At 68.8% G+C, this 21,420-nt stretch carries 17 protein-coding genes; 4 read left to right on the top strand and 13 right to left on the bottom strand.

The features are described from left to right. Positions 1-2 precede the first annotated feature (2 nt). The 8 genes from OHA64_RS00275 to OHA64_RS00240 form a co-directional block, all read right to left on the bottom strand. Positions 3-1,106: an acyl-CoA dehydrogenase family protein gene (locus OHA64_RS00275; protein WP_206341633.1), complete on the bottom strand. Its 1,104-nt coding sequence runs from the start codon at positions 1,104-1,106 to the stop codon at positions 3-5. Between the two features lie 30 nt (positions 1,107-1,136). Then, positions 1,137-2,456, bottom strand: a complete 1,320-nt coding sequence (locus OHA64_RS00270) for an SRPBCC family protein (protein WP_405606366.1) — start codon at positions 2,454-2,456, stop codon at positions 1,137-1,139. Between the two features lie 113 nt (positions 2,457-2,569). Next, positions 2,570-3,331 (bottom strand): dienelactone hydrolase family protein, encoded by a 762-nt coding sequence (locus OHA64_RS00265; RefSeq protein ID WP_405606364.1) that lies wholly within the window; start codon positions 3,329-3,331, stop codon positions 2,570-2,572. 28 nt (positions 3,332-3,359) lie between these two features. Next, on the bottom strand, positions 3,360-4,889 hold the full coding sequence (locus OHA64_RS00260; RefSeq protein WP_405606362.1) for an AMP-binding protein: 1,530 nt from the start codon (positions 4,887-4,889) through the stop codon (positions 3,360-3,362). Beyond that, positions 4,886-7,189 carry a CoA transferase gene (locus OHA64_RS00255; RefSeq protein ID WP_405606360.1) on the bottom strand — a complete coding sequence of 768 codons (2,304 nt, stop codon included), beginning with the start codon at positions 7,187-7,189 and terminating at the stop codon, positions 4,886-4,888. The genes OHA64_RS00260 and OHA64_RS00255 overlap by 4 nt, the downstream gene beginning before the upstream one ends. A gap of 110 nt (positions 7,190-7,299) precedes the next feature. Further along, on the bottom strand, positions 7,300-8,508 hold the full coding sequence (locus tag OHA64_RS00250; RefSeq protein ID WP_405606358.1) for an NAD(P)/FAD-dependent oxidoreductase: 1,209 nt from the start codon (positions 8,506-8,508) through the stop codon (positions 7,300-7,302). Between the two features lie 143 nt (positions 8,509-8,651). Continuing rightward, positions 8,652-9,179, bottom strand: a complete 528-nt coding sequence (locus tag OHA64_RS00245; protein ID WP_266802490.1) for a gamma carbonic anhydrase family protein — start codon at positions 9,177-9,179, stop codon at positions 8,652-8,654. A gap of 2 nt (positions 9,180-9,181) precedes the next feature. Further along, the gene (locus OHA64_RS00240; protein ID WP_405606356.1) at positions 9,182-10,033 is read right to left on the bottom strand and encodes an alpha/beta fold hydrolase; all 852 of its coding nucleotides are present in this window, start codon (positions 10,031-10,033) and stop codon (positions 9,182-9,184) included. 295 nt (positions 10,034-10,328) lie between these two features. On the opposite strand from OHA64_RS00240, the gene OHA64_RS00235 reads away from it, so the two are divergent. Together OHA64_RS00235 and OHA64_RS00230 are read left to right on the top strand one after the other, a co-directional pair. After that, entirely contained in the window at positions 10,329-11,021 is a 693-nt protein-coding gene (locus OHA64_RS00235) for a zinc-binding alcohol dehydrogenase family protein (protein WP_405606354.1), read from the top strand. Further along, positions 10,985-11,635, top strand: coding sequence for an NAD(P)-dependent oxidoreductase (locus OHA64_RS00230; protein WP_405606352.1), 651 nt, complete (start codon positions 10,985-10,987; stop codon positions 11,633-11,635). The genes OHA64_RS00235 and OHA64_RS00230 overlap by 37 nt, the downstream gene beginning before the upstream one ends. A 175-nt stretch (positions 11,636-11,810) precedes the next feature. Here the strand turns inward: OHA64_RS00230 and dmpG are convergent, their stop codons facing one another. The 3 genes from dmpG to OHA64_RS00215 are packed head-to-tail and all read right to left on the bottom strand — an operon-like array spanning position 11,811 to position 14,649. Next, entirely contained in the window at positions 11,811-12,827 is a 1,017-nt protein-coding gene (dmpG, locus tag OHA64_RS00225; RefSeq protein ID WP_405606350.1) for a 4-hydroxy-2-oxovalerate aldolase, read from the bottom strand. After that, positions 12,824-13,819 carry an acetaldehyde dehydrogenase (acetylating) gene (locus OHA64_RS00220; protein ID WP_405606348.1) on the bottom strand — a complete coding sequence of 332 codons (996 nt, stop codon included), beginning with the start codon at positions 13,817-13,819 and terminating at the stop codon, positions 12,824-12,826. The genes dmpG and OHA64_RS00220 overlap by 4 nt, the downstream gene beginning before the upstream one ends. Further along, entirely contained in the window at positions 13,816-14,649 is an 834-nt protein-coding gene (locus OHA64_RS00215; protein WP_405606346.1) for a 2-keto-4-pentenoate hydratase, read from the bottom strand. The genes OHA64_RS00220 and OHA64_RS00215 overlap by 4 nt, the downstream gene beginning before the upstream one ends. Positions 14,650-14,843: 194 nt before the next feature. Between OHA64_RS00215 and OHA64_RS00210 the strand changes: the two genes are divergently transcribed. Together OHA64_RS00210 and OHA64_RS00205 are read left to right on the top strand one after the other, a co-directional pair. After that, complete coding sequence (locus OHA64_RS00210) at positions 14,844-14,975, top strand: hypothetical protein (RefSeq protein ID WP_268978797.1); 132 nt, start codon at positions 14,844-14,846, stop codon at positions 14,973-14,975. A 113-nt stretch (positions 14,976-15,088) separates the two neighbouring features. Next, a complete protein-coding gene (locus tag OHA64_RS00205) occupies positions 15,089-15,448 on the top strand; it encodes a hypothetical protein (protein WP_405606344.1) in 360 nt (119 codons plus the stop codon). Between the two features lie 79 nt (positions 15,449-15,527). On the opposite strand, the gene OHA64_RS00200 is transcribed toward OHA64_RS00205, so the two are convergent. After that, positions 15,528-20,393, bottom strand: a complete 4,866-nt coding sequence (locus OHA64_RS00200; RefSeq protein WP_405606342.1) for an SAV_2336 N-terminal domain-related protein — start codon at positions 20,391-20,393, stop codon at positions 15,528-15,530. Then, positions 20,390-21,418: an AAA family ATPase gene (locus OHA64_RS00195; RefSeq protein WP_405606340.1), complete on the bottom strand. Its 1,029-nt coding sequence runs from the start codon at positions 21,416-21,418 to the stop codon at positions 20,390-20,392. The genes OHA64_RS00200 and OHA64_RS00195 overlap by 4 nt, the downstream gene beginning before the upstream one ends. Positions 21,419-21,420: the final 2 nt, after the last annotated feature.

The raw sequence follows: 21,420 nt of genomic DNA, 5'->3' as shown, positions 1-21,420 counted from the left end.
GCTCAGAGCGCGGGGGTGAAGGCCGACCGCAGCGGGTCGAAGTCGATGGCGGAGAGCGCTGCCGCGCTCCGGTACCACTGCTCGACCGGGTGCTCGTCGATGAAGCCATGGCCGCCGAGTGTCTGTACGGCGGTCCGCGTCGCCTCTGCGGCCACCTCACTGGCGTAGTTCACGGCTCGGGTAACGGCGGGTGCGGCCTCGGTGTACCGCTCCGCGTCGACCAGGACAGCCGCCTCGAACACCTCAGCGCGCACTTCGTAGATCCGCATCAGCGCTTCGGCCAGCGGGAAGGAGACGCCCTGGAATCCGGCGATCGGCTTTCCAAAGGCGACACGCTCGGTGGCGTAGGCCGACGCGTACTCCACCGCGCGCGTCGCGGTGCCCACCTGAGCCGCGGCCAGGGCCAGACGCAGGCGGTGCACGGTTCCGGCGAGTTCTTCGCCGTCGATCGCCGCGGCGGCCGCCAAGGTCACGTCGAACGACACGGTGGCCAGGGCGGCGGCATCCAGCGCGAGGCCGGGTGTCGTTCCCCGCACGCTGACTCCGGCGGCCGAGACGGGCACGAGCGAGGCGCGCAGCGCCCCGGTGTCCGCGTCGCGGCCCACCACGATCAGGGGGTCGGCCGTCTCGGCGAACGCTACGGCGACCTTGCGGCCCTTGACGCGCACGGTTCCGTCGGGCGCGGTGCTGATGGTGGTGGTGAAGTCCTCGGGGCCCCGCCCGTATCCCTCGTAGAGGGCGACGGCGCCGCGGGCCTTGGGGTCCTCGCTCAGGCGGGCAAGGCCGGCGGTCTGCTCCGGCGAACCGTGACGGGACAGCAGCAGCGCGGGAGCGCCACCCCACAAGGCCGCCATCGTGAGACCGGGATCGCCGTACGCCAGGTTCTCGATGGCGATCATCTGCGTCACGGTGTCCGGAATCCCCCCGCCGCCGAGTTCCTCCGACAGCGGCATGGTCAGACCGGTGTCCACCAGGGTCCGCCACACGTCGTCCGGTACGGCTCGTTCCTCCTCCGCCGTCCGCGCTGCGGGGGCCAGAACGTCGAGTCCGATGGCGCGGGTGAGTTCGGCGACGGCGAGATGCTCTTCAGTGGGCTGCAGATCCATGATCGACTCTCTGCTTTCGGTTGGAGGGGGCTATTTGGCCTCTGCGGTCGCGGAGGCCGGCCGCTGCCGCTGTCCGGCGAAGAAGTCCGGAAGCGGGGCCTGCGGTTCTTCGGGGAGCGCCTCCCCCGCGACCAGCTCGTGCCAGCGGCGCCACCACGTGCGCATCTGGTATTCGCCGTTCATCCCCTTGTGAGGCGTGTGCATCCCACGGGAGATGTCGGACCAGGGCAGTTCCCGCTGGGCCGCGTAGGACCGCTGGCACGTCTCCAGTGCCTCCACGTCGTCGGGCGAGGCGAGTCCGCCCGGACCCCAGAAGGTGAGGAAGTTGTCCAGGCGCTGCCTGTGCAGTTCCTCGCCCTCCTCCGGTGGCACCAGCTGCCAGGCACTGACTTCCATGTAGTCGGGCGTGACGGGCTCGATCCTGCGGATCAGCACGCCCATGACCAGGTCGATGACCACCAGGTTGGGGAAGATCACCAGGTTGCGGGTGCCGCCCATGCGATCCACCCACGCGTCGCCGTGCGTCTGACGGAGCCGCTCGAAGTGTTCGGCCTTCTCGTGTTTGGCCTCCTCGGACAGCGGCCGTCCCAGCGCGGCGCCGCTCGCGGGAGTGCCGGCCATGACGGCGTGGCCACCGCCCAGGTTGACGGCTATGGAGTTCGAGGCGAAGGAGATGTCGGCCTTGCCGTGGGCGGCGGTGATCATCTCCAGATAGCGTTGGTGGGTGGAGACGAGGTGGTAGCCGTCGTAACTGTTCTCCGTCAGGAGCTTCCAGTTGGCCTTCACCGAGTACTCGTGCGTGCCCGGCAGGACCCTCATGCCGACCTCGGACTGGTCGGACACCAGGTCCAGGTACTCCTTGGCGCCCGCCAGGTAGGTGGGGAGATCGACGATGTCCGGATCGAAGCTGACGAAGACGAAACCGCGGTAGGAGCCGACCTTCGCGGGAGCCGCCAGCCCCGGTCGCTCGAAGCCGGCCCCGTAGCCCGCGTCGTCGGGGATCGAGACGACCTCGCCCGAGTTGTTGAAGCTCCAGCCGTGGTAGAAGCAGGTCATGAAGCGAGCGTTGCCCTTCGGCTCACGGCACAGCATCGCACCGCGGTGGGGGCAGGAGTTGACCCAGACCCTCACCTTCCCCTTGGCGTCCCGGGCCAGGATCAGCGGCCGCCCGGCCACGGTTCGGGTGACGTAGTCGTTGGGCTTGGCGAGTTCGGTCTCGTGACCGATGTAGAGCCAGCTGTGGTCGAAGACGCGCTCGCGCTCCACGGCGAACACAGCCGGATCCGTCATGACCTTCCGGTTCACCCTGAAGCGGGGGATTTCCTGGTCGACCTCGATGTATTCAGACACCTGTAGTCCGTCCTTTCCTGTCCCAATGGCACCGTGCCGTGGAGCTGCATGTGGCGCTCCCCCCGGTTCCGGCGGCTGGAACCGGGGCGTCGAATTCACAGAAGTGAAAGGAATTACGCGCGGGCCGCGCTTGCGACACGTCTTTGCCATTCCGCGGCCAATGGCGTGGGCCGCGGCACCACGCGCCGATCGAGCCACTCGATGGTTCGCTGCCACGCGTCGAAAGAGGCCACGTGCGCCAGGGTCTCGCGGGCGTCGCGATAGAAATCCCGGGCGACGCCCGGATAGGTGACCACTTCCGTGTGGGCCGGCGAGCCGCCCAGGTACGAGCCCAGCCTGGCCAGGACGTCCGCAGGGGCACCGGGGTCCTGCTGACCGAACAGTCCGAGCCACGGCGTCCGGACGTGCCGGGCCACTTGGATCAGCGGCGGCAGGGCGTCGGACCATGCGTCCGCCACTCCGGACGGGGCGATGCTCACCGCCGCGCCGAGTGCGAACTCGGCGGTGGCCAAGAGTGCCGTCCGGCCCCCGAAGCCGTAGCCGACGAGGCCCACCTGCGCCGGCGACCAGCCGCGTTCACCCAACCGCCCCACCAGCACGGCGACGTCGCTCACCAGATCCCGGTCGGTCGTGCCGGTCGGGTCGCCACCGGTGGGCGACAGGTCGACGGCGACGGACTCGTATCCGTGCTCGGCCAGTCCGCTCATGAACCCGGCGGCGTCCCGTTCCAGGGCGCCGGCGTCGCAGAGCACGATCGCCGCGCCTCTCGGGACACCGCCGAGCTCGATCCGGGCCACCGGCAGCGACCTACCTGATCCATGCCTGAACGAGTCCTCCGCAACACTCGGCTCGATCCGCGGAAATGCGATGTCCATGCGCATGTACCTCCATGGCGGCCACGTTCTATGGCTCACGCAACTTGCTCTTGAGTACTTTTCCCGAGGCGTTCCTCGGGAGCTGCGCCACGAAATCCACCACGGTCGGGCTCTTGTAGCCCGCGAGGTATTCCTTGGCGTACGAAATGACCTCGCCCTCTGTCAGCGAGGGCTGTGCGGGCGCCCGTACGACGACGGCCCGCACCGTCTCGCCCCACCGGCGGGAGGGGGCCCCGATCACCGCGACCTCGGCGATCCCCGGGTGAGTCGAGAGGACGTGCTCCACCTCGGTCGGGTACACGTTCTCGCCGCCCGTGATGATGACGTCCTTGAGCCGGTCGCACAGATGGAGATAGCCACCGCGCAGGAACCCGGCGTCGCCGGTGCGCAGGAACCCGTCCGGGGCGAGAACGTGTGCCGTCTCCTCCGGGGCCTCCCAGTACGCGGACATCGCCGTCGGTGTCTTCGCCCAGACCTCGCCCACCACGCCTTCGGCGACGTCCTTCTCCGTCAGGGGATCGACGACCCGTACCGTCACTTCGGGAAGTGGGAGCCCGGCCGAGCCCAGTCTGCCGTCGGTGTCGGCCAGATCGTGGTCCTCGGGAGGCAGCACCGTGATGCCGATGGTCTCCGTCGATCCGTAGAACTGGAGGAACTTGCAGCGGAAGCGGCGCAGGCAGGTCCGCAGCAGGTCGGGGTCCATGGGAGAGCCGGCATAGGCGATGGTGTCGAGGGCGGAGAGGTCGTAGTGGTCGACGTCCTCGTCCTGGAGGGCCTGCAGAACCGCGGGCACGACCATGGTCGTGGTCACCCGGTGGCGTTCCACGACTTCCAGCACCGAGCGGGGTTTGGCATCGGCGGACAGCACGCAGTGTGCCCCGACGGCCAGTGCCGCGATCGCTGTGTTCAGCCCTGCGGCGTGGAAGAGGGGAAGCGCCGCCAGCAGAACGGATTTTTGGGTGACGCCCATGACGCCGGCGGCGCTGAACGTCGCGCGCACGGCCCGGCCGTCGAACAACGCGGCCTTGGGCACTCCAGTCGTGCCGGAGGTGTACATCATGAACGCGGGATCGGAGTCCGTGGTCACGGCAGGCGGCTCCTGCGGGTCCCGGCAGAGAAGCCATTTCTCGTAGTCGTCGGTCTCGTCCCCGATGACCACGACGGTTTCCACCGTCGTAAGCTCGTCCCGGACAGGGGTGAGCTTGCCGACGAGATCCTCCGAGACGAACAGCACTCTGGGGCGCGCGTTGTTGACCACGAAGAGCAACTCCGGCGGGGCGAGCCGCCAGTTCGCGGCGACGCTCACCCAACCCGCCATCGACGCACCGAACAGGACCTCGAAGAACTCGGGCCTGTTGCGGCCCAGGTAGAGCACCCGCTCCCTCGCACCCGGCGCGGAACCGGTGAGCCCCTGTGCGACACGGCAACTGCGTTCGTACACCTCGCGCCAGTTCCGGGTCACACCGTCGTAGGTGAGACAGGCAGCTTCGGGTGTGCGTGTCGCCCACGTGCGGCAGATCGCCGCAAGTGCGGCCGTATCTTCGGGAATGTGCGTCATTTGTACGTGATTCCGTACGGGCTGTCGCCCACCAGACGCTTTTCGGCGAGCTCCCGTATCTCCGCCTCGGTGCACCCGAGTTCGGTCAGCACGGCCTCGTTGTCCTGGCCGAACAGCGGGGCGGGGCCCACGGCCGGCGGACGGGGGGCGTGGGAGAAGCGCATGGCCGGTGCGAGGTGTCGCACCGTACCGGCGACCGCATGGTGCACCGGGAACGGCCGCTGCCGATGAACGAGTTGAGGGTGGTCGGCGAGATCCAGACCGACGGCCATGACGGCCGCGGGCACCCCCGCGGAACGAAGGGCCGCCACGATCTTTTCGGCGGGCTCCCCGGCACACGCGTGGGCAAGGCCGTCGTCGAGCTGCGCATGCCGTTCGCGGCGTCCTTCGGCCGTCGCGAACTCCGCGTCGGCGGCCCAGTCGTCGCGGCCCAGGACACGGCACAGGGCCGTCCACTGCGCGTCGGTCGTGACGGAGATCGCGATCCAGTCGTCGTCGGCGCACGGGTACATCCCCTGCGGGATCGCGAGCGGGGATCTGTTACCGGCACGTGTGCGCGGCTCTCCAGTGGCCGACGCTTCGATCACCGGGCGGGCGGTCAGCTGTATGGCGACATCGCCCAGCGCCAGCTCCGCGCACACGGCCTCGCCGGTACGGCGGCGCCGCCGGATCGCCGTCAGCAGTACCAACGACGCCAGGTGCGCGGAGAACGGGTCGGTGACCGTGCCGGTGACAACCGGTTCGCCGTCCTCGTACCCGGTCATCTGGGTGACCCCTGCGGCCGCTTCGGCGGTGTAGGTGAACCCCGGGCGGTTATGCCAGCTGCCCGTGAGCCCCCATGCGGGCATGCGGACGACGATGAGGTCCGGGTTGACCTCGCGCATGCCGTCGAAGTCCAGTCCCCGGTCGTCAAGCACGCGAGGCGTGTAGTTCTCCAGCACCACGTGCGCGGTGGCGATCAACCGCTTTGCCAGGTCCAGGCCCTTGGCGTCGGAGAGGTCCAGTGTGACCTCCCGCTTGCCGATGTTGGGGCCGAGGAAGGGGCCTGCGCGCTCCCACGAGCGGTTCACGGTCATGGGATTGCCCGAGAAGCGCATGGCGTCGGGGCGGTTCACCGCCTCCACCTTGATCACCTCGGCGCCCAGGGAGGCGAGATGGGCCGTGGCCAGGGGCCCCGCCTGGAAGGTGCCGAACTCCACGACGCGCAGGCCCTTCAGAGGCTGCGCGGGGTCCGCCTCGGCAGTGGCCGCAGCGGGAGTCCGCACGCTCGGGCGCGAGATCCGGAACGGCGGTGCAGGCTGTAGGAAGCCGGCTTCCGGATGCCGTACGAAGGAGTTCCGCTCGGCGTACGGCGCCAGCTCGGCGACCGTGTCGGGCGAGGTCAGCGGGACCACGGGCACACGGTGGAGCACACCGAGCTCGGTCAGCTCCTCGACCGTGTGGCGCTCGGTGAACCGCCGGACCAACGGGGTGATCTCGGTGCCGTTGTACAGCCGGTCCGAGACCATGTCGAACCGGGAGTCGTCCAGTTCGGGCACCCTTGCCATCTCCTTGAACGCCTTCCACTGCGCGTCCGTGACGGCGACGACGCACACCCAGCCGTCCTTCGCGCGTTCGACACCGGGAACGGGGTTCTGCGGGATCGGGTAGCGCGTGTGGGGAGAGAGCTGGGAGAACAGCCAGGGGAACTGGAGCAGTCCGACCAGCGCCTCGAAACGCGAGACGTCGACGTCGATCGCCGAGGCCGCCCCGGCCTCGGTGCTCAACAGCGCTGACACCGCACCCACGGCCGCGCACGCTCCGGCCGTGAGCTCGCCAAACTCCACGCCGCTGGCGACCGGCGGACGGTCCCCTCTGGGGTGGAGCACGGTGAGGCCGGCCTCGGCCTGGAGTGTGAACTCGGTCGCCGGCAACTTGGCGAACGGGCCGTCGAGCCCGTAGTCGGAAACGGTGACCACGACCAGCCGCGGATTCTCCCTGCGCAGGGCTTCCGCCAGCGCCCGGAATCCCGGCAGGTCGTCGTCGCAGATCACGACGGCCGGGCCGGTCGCGAGTTCCGGCACCAGCCGGGCGACGGCGGTCCGGGCGTCCGCGAGTTCATCGGAGTCGCACCGCACCACGCGCTTGCCCTGGTGCAGATGACTCACGTAGGCCTCGTATCCGGCGTCCTGCGCCGTCGGCCGTTCGCCGGCACGCGGCTCAAGGCGCACCACGCGGGCGCCGACATCGGCTAGCAACCTGCCGCAGTACATGGTCGAGACCCGGCTCCCGGCCTCGACCACGGTGACATCGTGAAGCATCTTTCACCCTCCCGTCAGCGGTGTCCTGCACCTTCGCGCGGCCCGCGGCCACCGGACAGCGGTGGTTCCGTCGGCTGGAACAGCCCGGCGGCCTCGTGGGCCCGCACTACTCACGCGGCTTCCAGCAGGCCCAGGCCGAGGTCACTGACCTGCGCCCCGGAGGCGACCGCCTTGCGGCAGGACATGAAGGTGCGCGGATCGTCGACGACCAGGGCGCCGACGGCCCGCCCCGCCTCATCGGCGTAGACGGCGGTCATCCCGCTGTCTTCGATGCCGCCTCGCAGCGCGCTCAGCCGGCCCTCAGCGGGCCTGCCGACGATCTGGATGCGCCGACCGTACTGGTCGGACCAGACGTAGGGCACCTGGGCCCGTGGCGCCTGCTGCCCGAGGATGTCGGCCGCGACGATCTCCCCGTGCTCCCCGGCATTGGTCCAGTGCTCGATGCGCAGCGACTTGCCGCACATCGGGTGATACCGGTGAGCGATGTCACCTGCGGCGTAGACCGCGCCCACGCCCACGCCCGTGACACGCAGCCGGCTGTCGCAGGCCACCCCGTTGGCGAGATCGAGCCCGGAGGACTCCAACCAGTCCGTGGCGGGACGTGCGCCGATGCCGACGACGACCAGGTCGGCAGGGAGGGTGCGGCCGTCGGCCAGGACGACACCGGTTACCCGGCCCCGTCCGTCGTCGGTGAAGCTGCTGAATCCGACGCCGGCCTCGACCGCGACGCCGTTCATGGCGTGAATGCCCGCCAGCATCCGACCTACCCGCTCACCGAACAGATGGGCCATGGGGATCGGCTGCGCTTCCACGACACAGACGTCCAGCCCGCGCGCCCGGGCCGCTGCAGCGAACTCGGCGCCGATGAAGCCGGCCCCGATGACCACCACCCTGGGCGAACGGTCGAGTTCGGCTCGCAGCGCCCACGCGTCGTCGGCCGTCCGAAGGGTGTGGACGCCCGAGAGGTCGCCGGTACCCGGCAGTGTGCGCGGGGTGACCCCCGTGGCGAGGACCAGCCGGTCGAACGGCAACCGCTCGCCCCCGTCGGTCGCCACGCGCCGCTCGGTGAGGTCGAGACCGACCGCCTTCACGCCGAGCATCAGCTCGATGCCGCGTTCGTCGGCCTCCTGTTTCGTCAGCAGGACGGGAGGCTCGCCCGCACGGTCGGGGGCCAGCACCTCCTTGGACAGGGCCGGCTTGTCGTACGGCTGGTGCCGCTCCTCGCCGACGAGGGTGATGCGCTCCTGGAAGCCCCCCTGCCGGAGAGCCTGCGCCGTACGCACGCCCGCCACCGAGGCGCCGATGATCAGAACAGTCATGCATGCACTGTCGGAATTACCGGCAGCGGCCACAATGTCGAGTGCCGGTCACTGGAACTCATTGCCATGAACGCCACCGATAACGGCAGTTGCCCCGGAACCGGCCTTGATCGGGCCGATCCCGGGGCAGCTCCCGCCCATGCTCACCGAACTGGTTTGATTCCCGCGGCGTGTCTTCGCGCCAACACCTCATACACACCTGGGTTGTTCAGTATCCACTGCTCGGCGGTCGTTCCGACGATGGACCGCTTGACCACCGCCGGAATACCCGCCACCAGGGCCTCCGCCGGGAAGTCCGAACCGGCCGGTACCAGCGAATGCGCGGCGACGAGCGACCGCGCCCCGACCCGCGCACCGTCGAGCACGGTGCTGCCGTTCCCGATCAGTGCCTCTTCCCCGATGACCGCGCCGTGCACGACGCACAGATGCCCCACGGTCGCGCCGGGACCGATCTCCGTGGGCAGATCGGGTGGTCCATGCAGCACACTGCCGTCCTGCACATTGGCTCCTCGGCGCACCGTGATGCGGGAGTAGTCGCCCCGCAGGACCGCGTTGTACCAGACCGACGCGCCCGCCTCGATGACAACGTCGCCGATCAGTACGACGGTGGGCGCGACGAACGCGTCCGGGTGGACGGCGGGTGCGATCCCGTCGAGCTCGTACAGCGGCACTGTCACAGGCTCCCGCTGACGAAGCCGCGCACGGCGGCCACGAAACGGTCGTGCTGCTCGATCTGCGTCCAGTGGCCGCACTTCCCGATGCCGTACAGCCGCACGTTCGGGAGGTGGTCGAAGAACCACTTGCCGCCGTCGAAGACAACGAACCGGTCCTCACGCCCGTGGATGACGAGAACATCCTGCTCGATCTTGGCCGCGTCCTCGGGCGTCAGCGCCCACGGCCGGTCGAGGACGTCTACGAAGGTGGCCCGGTGGGAGCGCTCCACATCCGGCCGCACGGCGCGCGGGATCCGCTGCTCCGCGATCTTCCGCAGGTCCCCGCCGAACAGCTGCGGGTCGTAGACGAACTGTTCCAGCATGTGCTGCATGGCCTCGGTCGTCGGATTGTCGTAGAACAGGGCCAGCGACGGGATCGCGGCACCGGGCGGAATCGGCGAACCGCCGGAACCCATGAGAACGATCTTCTCGACCCGCTCCGGCGCCTGCAGCGTCGCACCGAGCGACCATATGCCGCCCATGGAGTTGCCGACGAAGACCGCCTTCTCCAGTCCCAGCTCGTCCAGCAGCCCGATCAGGGTGTCGACTCGGAGCTGGGTGAAGGCCGCCATGCCCTGCGGCGGCGGCTCGGGGTGGCTGGAGTCGCCGAAGCCGATGACGTCCGGCGCGAGGCAGTAGTAGTCGTTCCCGAGATCCTTCAGCACCGCCTCCCAGTTCGAGAGGCCGGTCGCGCCCGGTCCGGAACCGTGCAGGAACAGGAGGGCCGGCTTGGACTTGTCACCGGAAGCGTTCAGCTGGAATTCGTACTCTCCGACCGCGACCTTGGTCGTGGTGATCGGTGCGTCGGCCATGCTCACTCCTCACTTGACATGTGCTGCAGACCGCCATGATTCACACGCCACCGTTGTGACGGCAGGAGGTTGTTCCACCCCCCGGAACCCCGTCACTCGCGCGTTGGCGTCCACGCGGCAGAAACAAAGCTGAATCCGATCCCCCTGGACATGTCGAGCACGTCTCGACCGAGCGAGCGCACGGGCGCCGCCCCGGCCACGCCACGGGCTCCGGGCGTCATCGTGCCGCCTCCGGGGTTCCAGCAGCCGAAACCGGCGCTCGGCAGCTCTGGCCGTCCGGCCTAGCGTCGCCGTCATGCGAGCAGCTGTCATTACAAAAGCCGGAGGGGTCCCTGCGCTGCAGGAGGTCGACGAACCCCGCCCGACCGAGCACGGCACGGTTGTGACCGTCACGGCCGCCGGGGTCAACCCGCATGACTTGGTGGTCGCGGCCGGAGTCAACCAACCTCCGCCGGTTCCCTATGTGCCGGGCTCCGAGGGCGTCGGCACCGTCGGTGACGGAACTCGCGTCTACTTCGGACGCACGCACCTGCCACATGGCTCGTTCGCTGAGCGGGCGGTCACCTCGGCGGACTCGGTGCAGGAGATCCCGGACGCGCTGGCGGACGGTGCCGCGCTCGCGATCGGCGTGGCCGGAATCTCCGCGCGGCTGTCCCTGACCCGGAAGGCCGGTCTCCGCCAGGGTGAGCAGGTTCTGGTCCTCGGGGCCACGGGCAGCGTCGGTCGGATTGCGATCCAGGCGGCCAAAGTCCTCGGTGCCGGACGGGTGGTGGCGGGCCGCAACCCCGCCGTGCTCGACGCCCTCAAGGAGCGGGGAGCGGACGAGGTCGTCCGGCTGGACGACGACTGTCCCGCCGCGCTCCGCAAGGCGAGCCAGGGCGGATTCGACCTGGTGGGTGGACATGCTCTACGGAGCGCCGATGGTCGCAGTGATGAAAGTGAGCAAAGTCCATGGCTGAATCACACAGCACGTCTGGTCCGTCGTTGAACGTCGCGGTGGTGGGTGCCACCGGCAACGTCGGCCGCCCCCTGATCGCCGAGCTCATCGCACGGGGACACCGGGTCACCGCCGTGACAACCCATCCGGAGCTCGTCGCATCCCACCCGTCGGTACGGACCGTCGAGGCCGACGCCAACGACTCCGCCCAGCTCGTGCCCGTCATCACGGGCCACGACGTGGTCGTCACGGCGATCCAGTACGCCAAAACAGACCACGCCCGGCTGATCTCGTCCGTCAGGGAATCGAAGGCGCCGCTCTACTTCGTCACGGGCGGAAGCGGAACCCTGCTCGTGCCGGGCACGAAGACACGCGTCATGGACACGGACGTCTTCCCCGCGGAATTCGCGAAATCGGCCGCCGCCGCGGCGCACTTCTGGAAGCTGTTGGAGCAGGTCGACGACCTGGACTGGATCTACCTCGCTCCGCCGCCCGGAATCGGCCCGGGTGAGCGCACCGGCCGTTTCCGTCGTGGTGGTCGGGAACTGCTCCAAACCCCGGACGGGACGCTGCCCGGGATCTCGTTCGACGACTACGCCATCGCGATCGTCGACGAGCTGGAGAGTCCCTCACACATCCGCGACCGATTCACGGTCGCCTACTGAAGCAGGCATCAGGGGCCGACGGCCGGCACCGGAGCCAGTACCAGGGCAGGGGCCTGATCCCGGTGGATCAGGCCCCTGCCGGGCTTCCGCGCCAACAGCGATGAGGAGCAGGCACAAGACACGAGATCACTCAGCGTGTCCCGCAAAGGCACCCGCCGCCCCGCCCTCCCCGCCGTCAGGCCGACGACGCCTGGGACACGAGGTCGAGGGCGATGTCGGTGATCATGTCCTCCTGGCCGCCGACCATCTTGCGGCGTCCGACCTCGACGAGAATGGCGCGGGTGTCGATGCCGTAACGCTCGGAGGCCTTCTCGGCGTGCCGCAGGAAGCTCGAGTACACGCCCGCGTAGCCGAGAGTGAGGGTCTCGCGGTCCACCCGCACCTCGCGGTCCTGCAGCGGTCGTACGATGTCGTCGGCGGCGTCCATCAGGGGGAACAGGTCGCAGCCGTGCTCCCAGCCCATCAGGTCGGCGACCGCGATGAAGGCTTCCAGGGGGCAGTTGCCCGCCCCGGCGCCCTGCCCTGCGAGGGAGGCGTCGACGCGGGTGACGCCGTTCTCGACGGCGACGACCGAGTTGGCCACGCCCAGGCCGAGGTTGTGGTGGGCGTGGATGCCCAGTTCGGTGGCCGGGTCCAGGACGTCCCGATAGGCGCGGAAGCGGTCGCGGACGCCGTCCATGGTGAGGCGGCCCCCGGAGTCGGTTACGTAGACGCAGTGCGCGCCATAGGACTCCATCAGCTTGGCCTGGCGGGCGAGTTCGGCCGGTTCGGCCATGTGGGACATCATCAGGAACCCGGCGACGTCCATGCCCAACTCGCGCGCGGCGGCGATGTGCTGGGCGGAGATGTCGGCCTCGGTGCAGTGCGTGGCTATGCGCACCGAGCGGATGCCGAGGGAGTGGGCCTGCTTCAGTTCGTGGATGGTGCCGATACCGGGGAGCAGCAGAGTGGTGGGGGTCGCCTGGTGTACGGCGTCCACGACCGCTTCGATCCACTCCCAGTCGGTGTGCGCGCCGACGCCGTAGTTGATGCTGGAGCCGGACAATCCGTCGCCGTGGGCGATCTCGATGGCGGACACTCCGGCCGTGTCGAGGGCGGCGGCGATGGTGCGGGCCTGGTCGACGGTGTAGCGGTGGCGGACGGCGTGCATGCCGTCCCGCAGGGTGACGTCCTGGACGTACAGACGGGTCATCGGGACGCCACCTCCGGGGCGATGGGGGTCCCCCCGCTCGAGCGAAGCCGAGAGTGGGGGAGGCCGGCCATGCGCTCCGCGGTGCGCAGCGCGGCCGAGGTCATGATGTCGAGGTTGCCGGCGTAGGCCGGCAGGTAGTGGGCGGCGCCCTCCACCTCCAGGAAGACGGACACCTTCAGTGCGTCGCCACCGCCGCGGGCGAGGGTGTGCAGCGGGTCGTCAGCGGCCGCCCGCTCGAACTGCACCTTCTGCTTCAGGCGGTAACCGGGCACGTACGCCTGCACCCGCCCGACCATCTCTTCGATCGACGCGGTGACGGCCTCCGTGGCGCAGTCGGAGACCAGGCAGTGCACGGTGTCACGCATGATCAGCGGCGGTTCGGCCGGATTGAGGATGATGATCGCCTTGCCGCGCGCCGCGCCACCCACCTTCTCAATGGCCGACGACGTGGTCTCGGTGAACTCGTCGATGTTGGCCCGGGTACCCGGACCGGCCGAGCGGGACGAGATGGAGGCGACGATCTCGCCGTAGTGCACAGGCGTGACGGCGTTCACGGCGGCGACGATCGGGATGGTGGCCTGGCCGCCACAGGTGACCATGTTCACGTTCGTCGCGTCCAGATGCGCGGCGCCGTTGACCGGCGGGACGACGTACGGTCCCAGTGCGGCGGGGGTGAGGTCGACCACCGTCTTGCCGTGCGCGCGCAGCACCTCGTCGTGGTGGCGGTGAGCGCCGGCGGAGGTGGCGTCGAAGACGATCCTCACGTCCTGGAACTCGTCCATGCCGACCAGGCCGTCGATGCCCTCGTGCGTGGTGGCGACCTTGAGGCGCTTCGCCCGGGCGAGACCGTCGGAATCCGGATCGATGCCCACCATGGCAGCGATCTCCAGGCTCTCCGAGAGCCGCAGAACCTTGATCATGAGGTCGGTGCCGATGTTCCCCGAGCCGATGACGGCCACCTTGGTACGGGGAGAAGATGTTGTGGTGGTCACTGCTGCCCTGCCTTCTGGTCGGATGCGGGTGCGAAGCCGACGCGTACGGAGCCGAGTCCGGAGATGACCGCTTCGAAGCGGCTGCCGGGGGTGGCGACAGCCATGGGGCCGAGGGCGCCGGTCAGCACGACGTCGCCGGCGCGCAGCGGATCGCCCATCCCGGCCAGCGTCGACGCGAGCCACACGGCCGCGTTCAGGGGGCCGTCGAGGCAGTCGGCGCCGGTGCCGTGCGAGACCTCCTCGCCGTCGCGGCTGAGCGTCATGCGCACGGCGCGCAGATCGACAGAGGTCAGCGGCACTGGTGTTGCGCCGAGGACGAACAGGCCGGAGGAGGCGTTGTCGGCGACCGTGTCGATCAGACTGATGTCCCAGTCCGCGATCCGGCTGTCGACGATCTCCAGGGCGGGGACGGCGAAGTCCACTGCTCGCAGCACGTCGGCGACCGTCGTGTCGGGGTGCGGCAGGCCGGCCGCCAGCACGAGCGCGACCTCTGCCTCGATCTTGGGCTGGAGCAGCCGCCCGTAGGGCACCGTCCCGCCGTCGGGCACCGCCATGTCCGCCAGCAGCGCGCCGAAGTCCGGCTGATCTACGCCGAGTTGGGCCTGCACCGCAGGCGAGGTCAGACCGATCTTGCGACCGACGAGGCGACCGCCCTGAGCGAGCTTGCGCTCGACGTTGAGGCGCTGCACGGCGTAGGCGCTGCTCACATCTCCGGCAGGCAACTGGTCGCGTACCGGCGGACATGGCGTACCGGACTGCTCAGCCTCCCAGAGGGCGTGGGCCGTTTTTTTCGTCTCCGGGGAGGGCGTGCGGGACGAATGGGACGGCATGGGCGACCTCCGGAAGCGCGGGTGCAGCAATCGAATGCGGCACTCCTTGGATAGACGACACACCCCGAGCACGGCAGAACATGTTCCATTAACCGGAACAGTTCAGTTCTCGGTCAGTACCCCTGATGGTCAGGGGAAGCCACATCAGCTTCGACGCGCCCAGATCGGCCGTGTTCCAGCGGTCGCCCGCGTAGATGTGCTTGGTACCGGAGGCGCACTGGACGGTGATGACGTTCGCGGTCTGCCTGCCGGAGGTGCGTGTGCCGGGAGCGGCGAAGTCACGGAACGACGACCAGGTGCCGCTCAGCGACGTGGCGGTGGCGTAGATGTTGTCGTCCAGGCACTGTCACGTTGGCTGACCGGTGGGATGATCTTCTGGTTGATCAGCCTGGGAAGGGTTGTCCGTGGGGAGCGCGTCGCTGTCGTACAAGGGTCACCGGTGACGAAGGCGCGGGTCAAAATTGTGCAGACCGGTATGGCAGGTGTGGCTATTGCACTGTTCTCCGGGCATGCCTTGCACCAGAGGGCATGCGCGGGAAGTAGTGGTGAACGGACCGGCATCCGGGTTGGACGGTTTCTGCCTACCGTCGAGGCCGGTGAAAACCTTTCCGGCTGCGGCACTGTCGAGCAGTTCCGCTTGAGCGGCGGCCCAGTGACCGCGGTCTTCGACGACGGCATCCCGGTCCGCGCCCACGTGACGGACGACGGCACCCTCGCCATCGAGCTGGCCGAAGGACGCGAGGTGTTGGTGTACCCGGTGAGAGACCCGACCTCGACATTGCCTCGTGGCTCTGAGTGAGCCGGGTTAGTTTTGGGGATGCGGTAGAGCGGTCCCGGGCTCGGGCGTTGCCGAGGGACTCGTCTGGCGGGGTCGCCGACTACTCGCCGTTCGGCTCGAACACCTTCGGGGAGACTGGCTGGCGCGGTGTGCGGGCCTTGTCGTCCACAGGGAGGACTCCTGCCTGGGTGAGGTCCGCGTCCGTCACCATGGCTTCCGCAAGGATGCGGTGGAGCAGCGCCCTCTGCGTGTAGGCGAGCTCCATTAGTCGGCGGAGCACTGTGAGCAGGTCGATGAGTTCGAGGCCCCACTCGTCGGGCCACCGCCTCACGTGGATGTCGTCCAGCGGGCTCGTCTTCCTGTTGTCCGGCCGCGCCTTGCGGTAACCGAACCACTTCTTGAGGACGTTCATTCCGCCCACGTCATAGGACCACACCTCGGCAGGCACCGGCCCGAAGGCACCGTGACCGACGTGAAGGGTCTGTGCGTCCGCGTCATAGCGCATCTCGCCCGGGACGTTGTCACCGACGGGTGCCAGACACCTGACCCTCCGGGCGTCACCGGGCTCGTAGGCGACGGAGGCGTGGTGACGTCCCGAAGCTGAGTCGAAGCACACCTCGCCGTAGGTGGAGGCCCACAGAACCTCCTCGCCGAGGCGCACGGCCGCTTCCCAGAGCCTGGGATTGCGGGTCAGAGGTACTCGCACGCCCGGAGTGAGGAGCTCTTCCTGGAAGTGCTCGGTGAAGCCGGGGTGTGCAGCCACCGCCATGACGTACGCGGCCACATCCTGGGCGCTCACCTGGCTGTGATTCAGATGGGCTGAGAGGACCGGCAGTAGCCGCGGTGGGACGTTGCTGGTGCCGTCCGGGTGCAGGACGGGGTGCACCCGGCCACCTCGCCCGTTGAAATGGTGCATGTCCGGGAGGAGGCTGGTGGCGACGACAGCAGGCCCGGATTCGATCGGATGCCCCGATGGCTGGTTGAGGAAGACCTGACCTGGCTGCTGCAATGCCGCCCAGAGCCCTGGGCGCGGCTGGTCGATGACACGATCGTCGGCGACCAGCCATTGCCGGTCGAAGCTGCGCATGCCGATGCGCACGACTTCCGCGAGCGTGGAGGTCTCTTGGCTGATCGGCACGCCGTGCGAGGAACGGCCGGGCAGCCCGCCCCGGATTCTGTCCGTGGATCGGTCCCTCGTCTCCTTGAACAGCTCGGCTTTGACCGCGGGATCCTCTTCGCTGACGAGCTGGTTCCAGCGCTGCTCCAGGATCTGCTTGCCCGGCGACACGGCCCATGCCCGGTGCGTGGCCACACCTTGGCTTCCCCAGGGGAAGAGATCGCTGAGTGCGGGGTACGCATCCCAGTCGGAACGCGGGGCCGGGGTGAAGGGAGCGGTACTGCCCGTACGGGTGGTCCGCCACTCGTCCTGGTCCGGCCGCACGGTCTTGAGGTGCTCGAATTTCTCGGTCCGGCGACTGTGCGCGCCCAGTGCCCGACCGCCCAGCTCGAGCAACTTCGCACGCGTCTCCGCATCCGTCGAGTAGACGACAGTCCCCGCCATGCCCCGTGTCAGCAGAACCTTGTACACGTTGCGGATCAGCCGGTCCGTCTCCTCGTCCGCCGCGCCCCTGAGCGTCGGGTCCTTGGAAGACTTCCGGTCAGTGACGAATCGATCGCCTCGCCAAACCATGTCGGGCCCGATGACGACTCCGCTCCAGTCGAACTCGAAGCCCTGCGCCGTGTAGATGGTGCCCACCTGACCGGATCCGGCCGGATCGGTGGCCCACAGCGCGGCAGGAGGCGCCCCGGACACCGAACGGTCACCGCGCAGATTCCAAGGGCGGGCCCAGTCACCGATCACCACGTCCAGGGGAAGAGGATCGCCCGGCCTGGGCTCCGACGACCAAGGCCAGCAATAGCCCGCGGTCATGCGGGCACCGTAGCCTTCGCTTCGGCGGTCCTCCAGGAACGCCTCCATCTCCTCCGGGCTGTCGGCAACGAGGAGTTGCATCCGGCCGTCCGGTTCCCAGAGCGTGGGCTCGCCCGCCTCCAGCCCGAGAAGACGCACCACCCAGTTCAGGTAGACGTCGCTGCCGCCGCAGCGGAACTGGCTGTCCAGCGCTATGACCCGGAACGGCAGCCCCTTCCTCCCGGCCGCCCCCACGATCTCCGACACGGTGCCCATCTCGCCGGGGCGCACCACTTGGTGCTCGTCGAGGAGAAAGACGGGGACACGTGCCACGTCGATGAGCTCATCGATCTGCGGGCGTTCGGTGCGCAAAGAGGCCCGGGTGTAGCGATTGGCGGAGGTCTCGCGGATTCGGTGGGCCTCGTCGCAGATCAGAACGTCGAGGGAGTTCTCCGGGGCCGTCATGAAACTGTTGAAGTACTTGAAGAGGTCCTGCACTTCACGCTTGCGGCCGCCTGCAACCTTGCGCAGGGTTTTAGTGAGCGACGGCGAGCCGGTGGCATGCAGGGCTGGTACGCCCTGCCGGTACAGCTCGCCCAGCAGGTGGAGTGCGATCACGCTCTTGCCGGTCCCGGGGCCCCCGGTGATGACGACGACTTCCTTGTGAGCGGAGTGCTGTGCCTTCCGTACTGCGTTGAGAACCGTGCGATAGGCGATCTGTTGTTCGTCCAGGAGGATGAAAAGCCCTTCCTGCACTTCCTGGGCCGCGACAGCCGTCAGTTTGCTCGGGGGGAGGAGCTTGCCCAGGAGGAGTTGGTCGGCCGCTTCTGCTCCCGAACGTCCGCCGTTGAACCGCCCACGCAGGTACGTGAGGAACTCTGCCCGGCGTTCACCGGTGAACAACCGGCTTCCGTCCTCGCGTTCGATGTCCCGCAGCCCGTCCACTCCAGCCTCGGTGGCGTTGGGCAGGTAGACGGCCCCGCTGACGCGTTCCGGGTGTCTTGCCAGCAGGCTGTTGAACTTGACCAGGTACTCGCGGTAGCGCTGTACCTGGTCGATGGGGTTGAGGACGAGGAACGTGTCGGTGCCGGCAGAGCACAGAGCCGGATCGTTCGTGTCCGGTCTGGCCACAGCCCACTGTTTCAACTCGACGAGCACATACGACGGAGCCGAGCGGACGGGGTCCAGGCCGGACAGGATCACGTCTACTCGTCTGCTGTTCATCGGCAGGGTGAACTCAACGAGCATCTCGACCTCGGAGAGTCCGGCGTCGATCAGGCATCCCGCCAGTGCGGGAAGACCTCTTTCCCAGGCTCGGATTTGTGAAGAAGCTGGCCTGTGTCCGAATGCTCGGACGTAGCGGTCGTTGAGGAGTAGCAGCAGCGAACCGTCCCCTGCGTCGGCGGCGACCGCTCCTGCGGACGCCCGCAGCAGGGCGCCGCCGAATGTCGCGGGCATCTCCCGGACACTGGCCGGTGTGCTTGCAGCGTCGGACGGCGGCCTGCCGTGGGTTCCGTCCTTGGTGGTGGGGTCGGCCACCACCGCGAAGGGCGAAGCCCCGTCCGACAGCCTGATCGTTCCCGAGGCATCGGCCATGAGCGCGGAGAAGTCCGGCAGCCGGCCGAGGTACGGCTCGAGGGCTCGGCCCACGGCCTCGGTGATCTCCTGGGACTGTGTCCTGCTCAGCGCACTGGACAGGAGTTCCCGTACGCCGGGCCTGAAGTCGTAGAGGCCGTCTCGACGCAGCGATTCCGGGAACCCTTCGAGCGTTTGCTCGTCGTCGAGACGCTCCAGCAGCCCTCCGAGCAGCACCTCGGCGACGTGTGCCGAGGTGGCCTCGGGAAGGGTGGCACCGCGGACGAGTTGCATCAGGAGCGGGCTGAGGGGCCTGATCGCGGAAAGCCGGACTGCCAGACGGTAGGCCTGCGGAGAAAAGGACCCCCGGAACACGGCGATCAGCCGGTCCGGCGGCACAGTCGCGGGGGCAGGTCCCGCCTCCGCCGCCCCGGCGCTGAGAGACCCCAGCGCAGTTGCCTCGACGAGGTGGGGGACGGCGGGCCCGGTCAGCAGCTGCGCCCACGACGCCAGCGAGGACGGCGACAGTGCGAGCACCGGCAGGGACAGCCGGCCCGAACCGAGTTCCGCACGTTCACCTGTCAAGGGGTCCAGCATCAGCACTTGGTCCGCCGCCGGGAAGCGCTGGGTGGCCCTGAGCAGGTGCGGCTGCGGCTGGAACCTTGTGGCGCGCCACAAGCGCCGCGGCAACGGGTTGAGAACGGCGACGGGCCCACGTGCCCCCCAGTCTGCGACGGCGTCAACCGTGTCAGGGCTCATCCAGGCCGGATGAACGCCGTCCGTCAGCAGGAAGGTGACCGATGCCCCGGCACCGTTCTTGTGGTGCCGCGGGCTCAGCTTCTGCGGGGTGAATCTGCTGACGTGGATGGTGCGGAAATTGCCGCTGCGCTCCAGCAGGCCGCCGAGTTCCGGCACCAGTGACCGCCACACGCGCATGGACGAAGAGTCGTCGACCAGGAGTAGGGCTGAGTGCCGCAGCTCACGCTCGGGGCGCAGCACCACGTCGAGGGTGCCCGATTCCGCAGTGAGCCTGACGGTGGCCTCCACATCGACGACCTTGCGATGCAGGTGATCCCGGTACTGGCGCAGGGGTCGGAGCGATCGGGCCAGGCCGTGCGCTCCGGGCAGGGCCCGCGGCGCCGGGACGCGCACGGCACGAGCGGCCGTGCCGGTGGCGGTTTGGGCTGTCCTGCTGTCGGGGAACAGAAACCGGCGCCGCCCCGTTACCGGTTCTTCCGTCGGGCTCGTGGGGCCAGGTCCGGAACCCGTCGGGTCGAAGCCCTGCTCATCGGTGTCAGCCTGCCCGACGTCGTCGGCCAGAGGCCCGGCCTCTTCTGCCTCCGCCGGATCCGGCGCCGTCGCGTCGCCCGCTCCTGTCCGGGCTCCTTTCATGACACGGGCCAGGAGGAGGACGTCCAGGAGCTCCTCGCCGCCGAGCGGGTAACCGAGGTCGTCCAGGACCCGACGCAGTCGGGCGATCACGCCGGGAAAGCCTCGTCGAGACGGTGCATGACGGCGTTGATCAGCTGCTCGCGGCTCAGATCGGCTCCTGTAACGCGCAGATGAACCGCGGCCAGGAGCTGATCGGTGGCAAGGGTCTGCACAGCCGCTCTCTGCAGGAAGTTCTGGATGAGATCCTCGGCGTCGGCAAGCGCCTCGGCTCCGAGATGGAGGCGGACGATGTCGCGGAGCTTCTCCTCGTCTGGGTCCGGCAGATCGAGGCGCACACAGCGACGGAGAAAGGCCGGGGGGAAGTCCCGTTCTCCGTTACTGGTCATGACCACGATCGGAAAGTGGCTGCACGACACGGTTCCGCGGTGCACCTTGACACGTTTCCTGCTGCCGGTGACCAGCACGTCGGCGCTCTGTTGGTCCTCGGGAAGCCGCGCGAGTTCGGGAATCTCGAATGCTCCCTCCTCCAGTACTACGAGGAGGTCGTTCGGCAGATCGATGTCGGCCTTGTCCAGCTCGTCGATGAGCAGTACTCGGGGGCGATCCGTGGCGGCGAGTGCCGTGCCCAGCGGGCCGAGTCGCAGGAAGTCGCCGATGCCCGACCGGCGGCCCCTAGGACGTTGCCTCAGTTTCCTGGAAACGCCGCGCGTGGCTCGTGTCTCGCGTTCCAGCGTTGCCTCGCGCAGTCGGCCCACCGCGTCGTAGCGGTAGAGGGCGTCCGTCAGCGTCGAGCGGCTGTTGACCGGCCAGCGGAGTACGTCACCCAGTTCCAGATCCTCGGCGATGGCGTGGGCGAGGGAGCTCTTGCCGGTGCCGGGACGCCCGGTGACCAGCAGGGGGCGGCGCAGGTGCAGTGCGGCGTTGACGACTGCGACATGTTCCGGGCCCATGAGGTACTGGTGGGCCGTCGGAGTCTTCGGCGATTCGGCGAGACTCCGCCACGGTGGCGGAGCGGGCAGGTCGGCCGGTCCGCGGAACACCCACCAGTCCTCGGCTGCCGCGCCGGGGTCGTGATCGGGTGCTGGGCTGTGCGACACGGTCGCTCTCCTTGGCATGG

The organism is Streptomyces sp. NBC_00076, assembly GCF_045041235.1.
Taxonomy (GTDB): domain Bacteria; phylum Actinomycetota; class Actinomycetes; order Streptomycetales; family Streptomycetaceae; genus Streptomyces.
This window is presented reverse-complemented; position numbering and strand designations above follow the sequence as displayed.

Coding starts and splice junctions, on each gene's coding strand:
- OHA64_RS00275 (WP_206341633.1), bottom strand. CDS start 1,106: ATGGATCTGCAGCCCACTGAAGAGCATCTCGCCGTCGCCGAACTCACC.
- OHA64_RS00265 (WP_405606364.1), bottom strand. CDS start 3,331: ATGGACATCGCATTTCCGCGGATCGAGCCGAGTGTTGCGGAGGACTCG.
- OHA64_RS00260 (WP_405606362.1), bottom strand. CDS start 4,889: ATGACGCACATTCCCGAAGATACGGCCGCACTTGCGGCGATCTGCCGC.
- OHA64_RS00255 (WP_405606360.1), bottom strand. CDS start 7,189: ATGCTTCACGATGTCACCGTGGTCGAGGCCGGGAGCCGGGTCTCGACC.
- OHA64_RS00250 (WP_405606358.1), bottom strand. CDS start 8,508: ATGACTGTTCTGATCATCGGCGCCTCGGTGGCGGGCGTGCGTACGGCG.
- OHA64_RS00240 (WP_405606356.1), bottom strand. CDS start 10,033: ATGGCCGACGCACCGATCACCACGACCAAGGTCGCGGTCGGAGAGTAC.
- OHA64_RS00235 (WP_405606354.1), top strand. CDS start 10,329: ATGCGAGCAGCTGTCATTACAAAAGCCGGAGGGGTCCCTGCGCTGCAG.
- OHA64_RS00230 (WP_405606352.1), top strand. CDS start 10,985: ATGGCTGAATCACACAGCACGTCTGGTCCGTCGTTGAACGTCGCGGTG.
- dmpG (WP_405606350.1), bottom strand. CDS start 12,827: ATGACCCGTCTGTACGTCCAGGACGTCACCCTGCGGGACGGCATGCAC.
- OHA64_RS00215 (WP_405606346.1), bottom strand. CDS start 14,649: ATGCCGTCCCATTCGTCCCGCACGCCCTCCCCGGAGACGAAAAAAACG.
- OHA64_RS00210 (WP_268978797.1), top strand. CDS start 14,844: ATGTGCTTGGTACCGGAGGCGCACTGGACGGTGATGACGTTCGCGGTC.
- OHA64_RS00195 (WP_405606340.1), bottom strand. CDS start 21,418: ATGCCAAGGAGAGCGACCGTGTCGCACAGCCCAGCACCCGATCACGAC.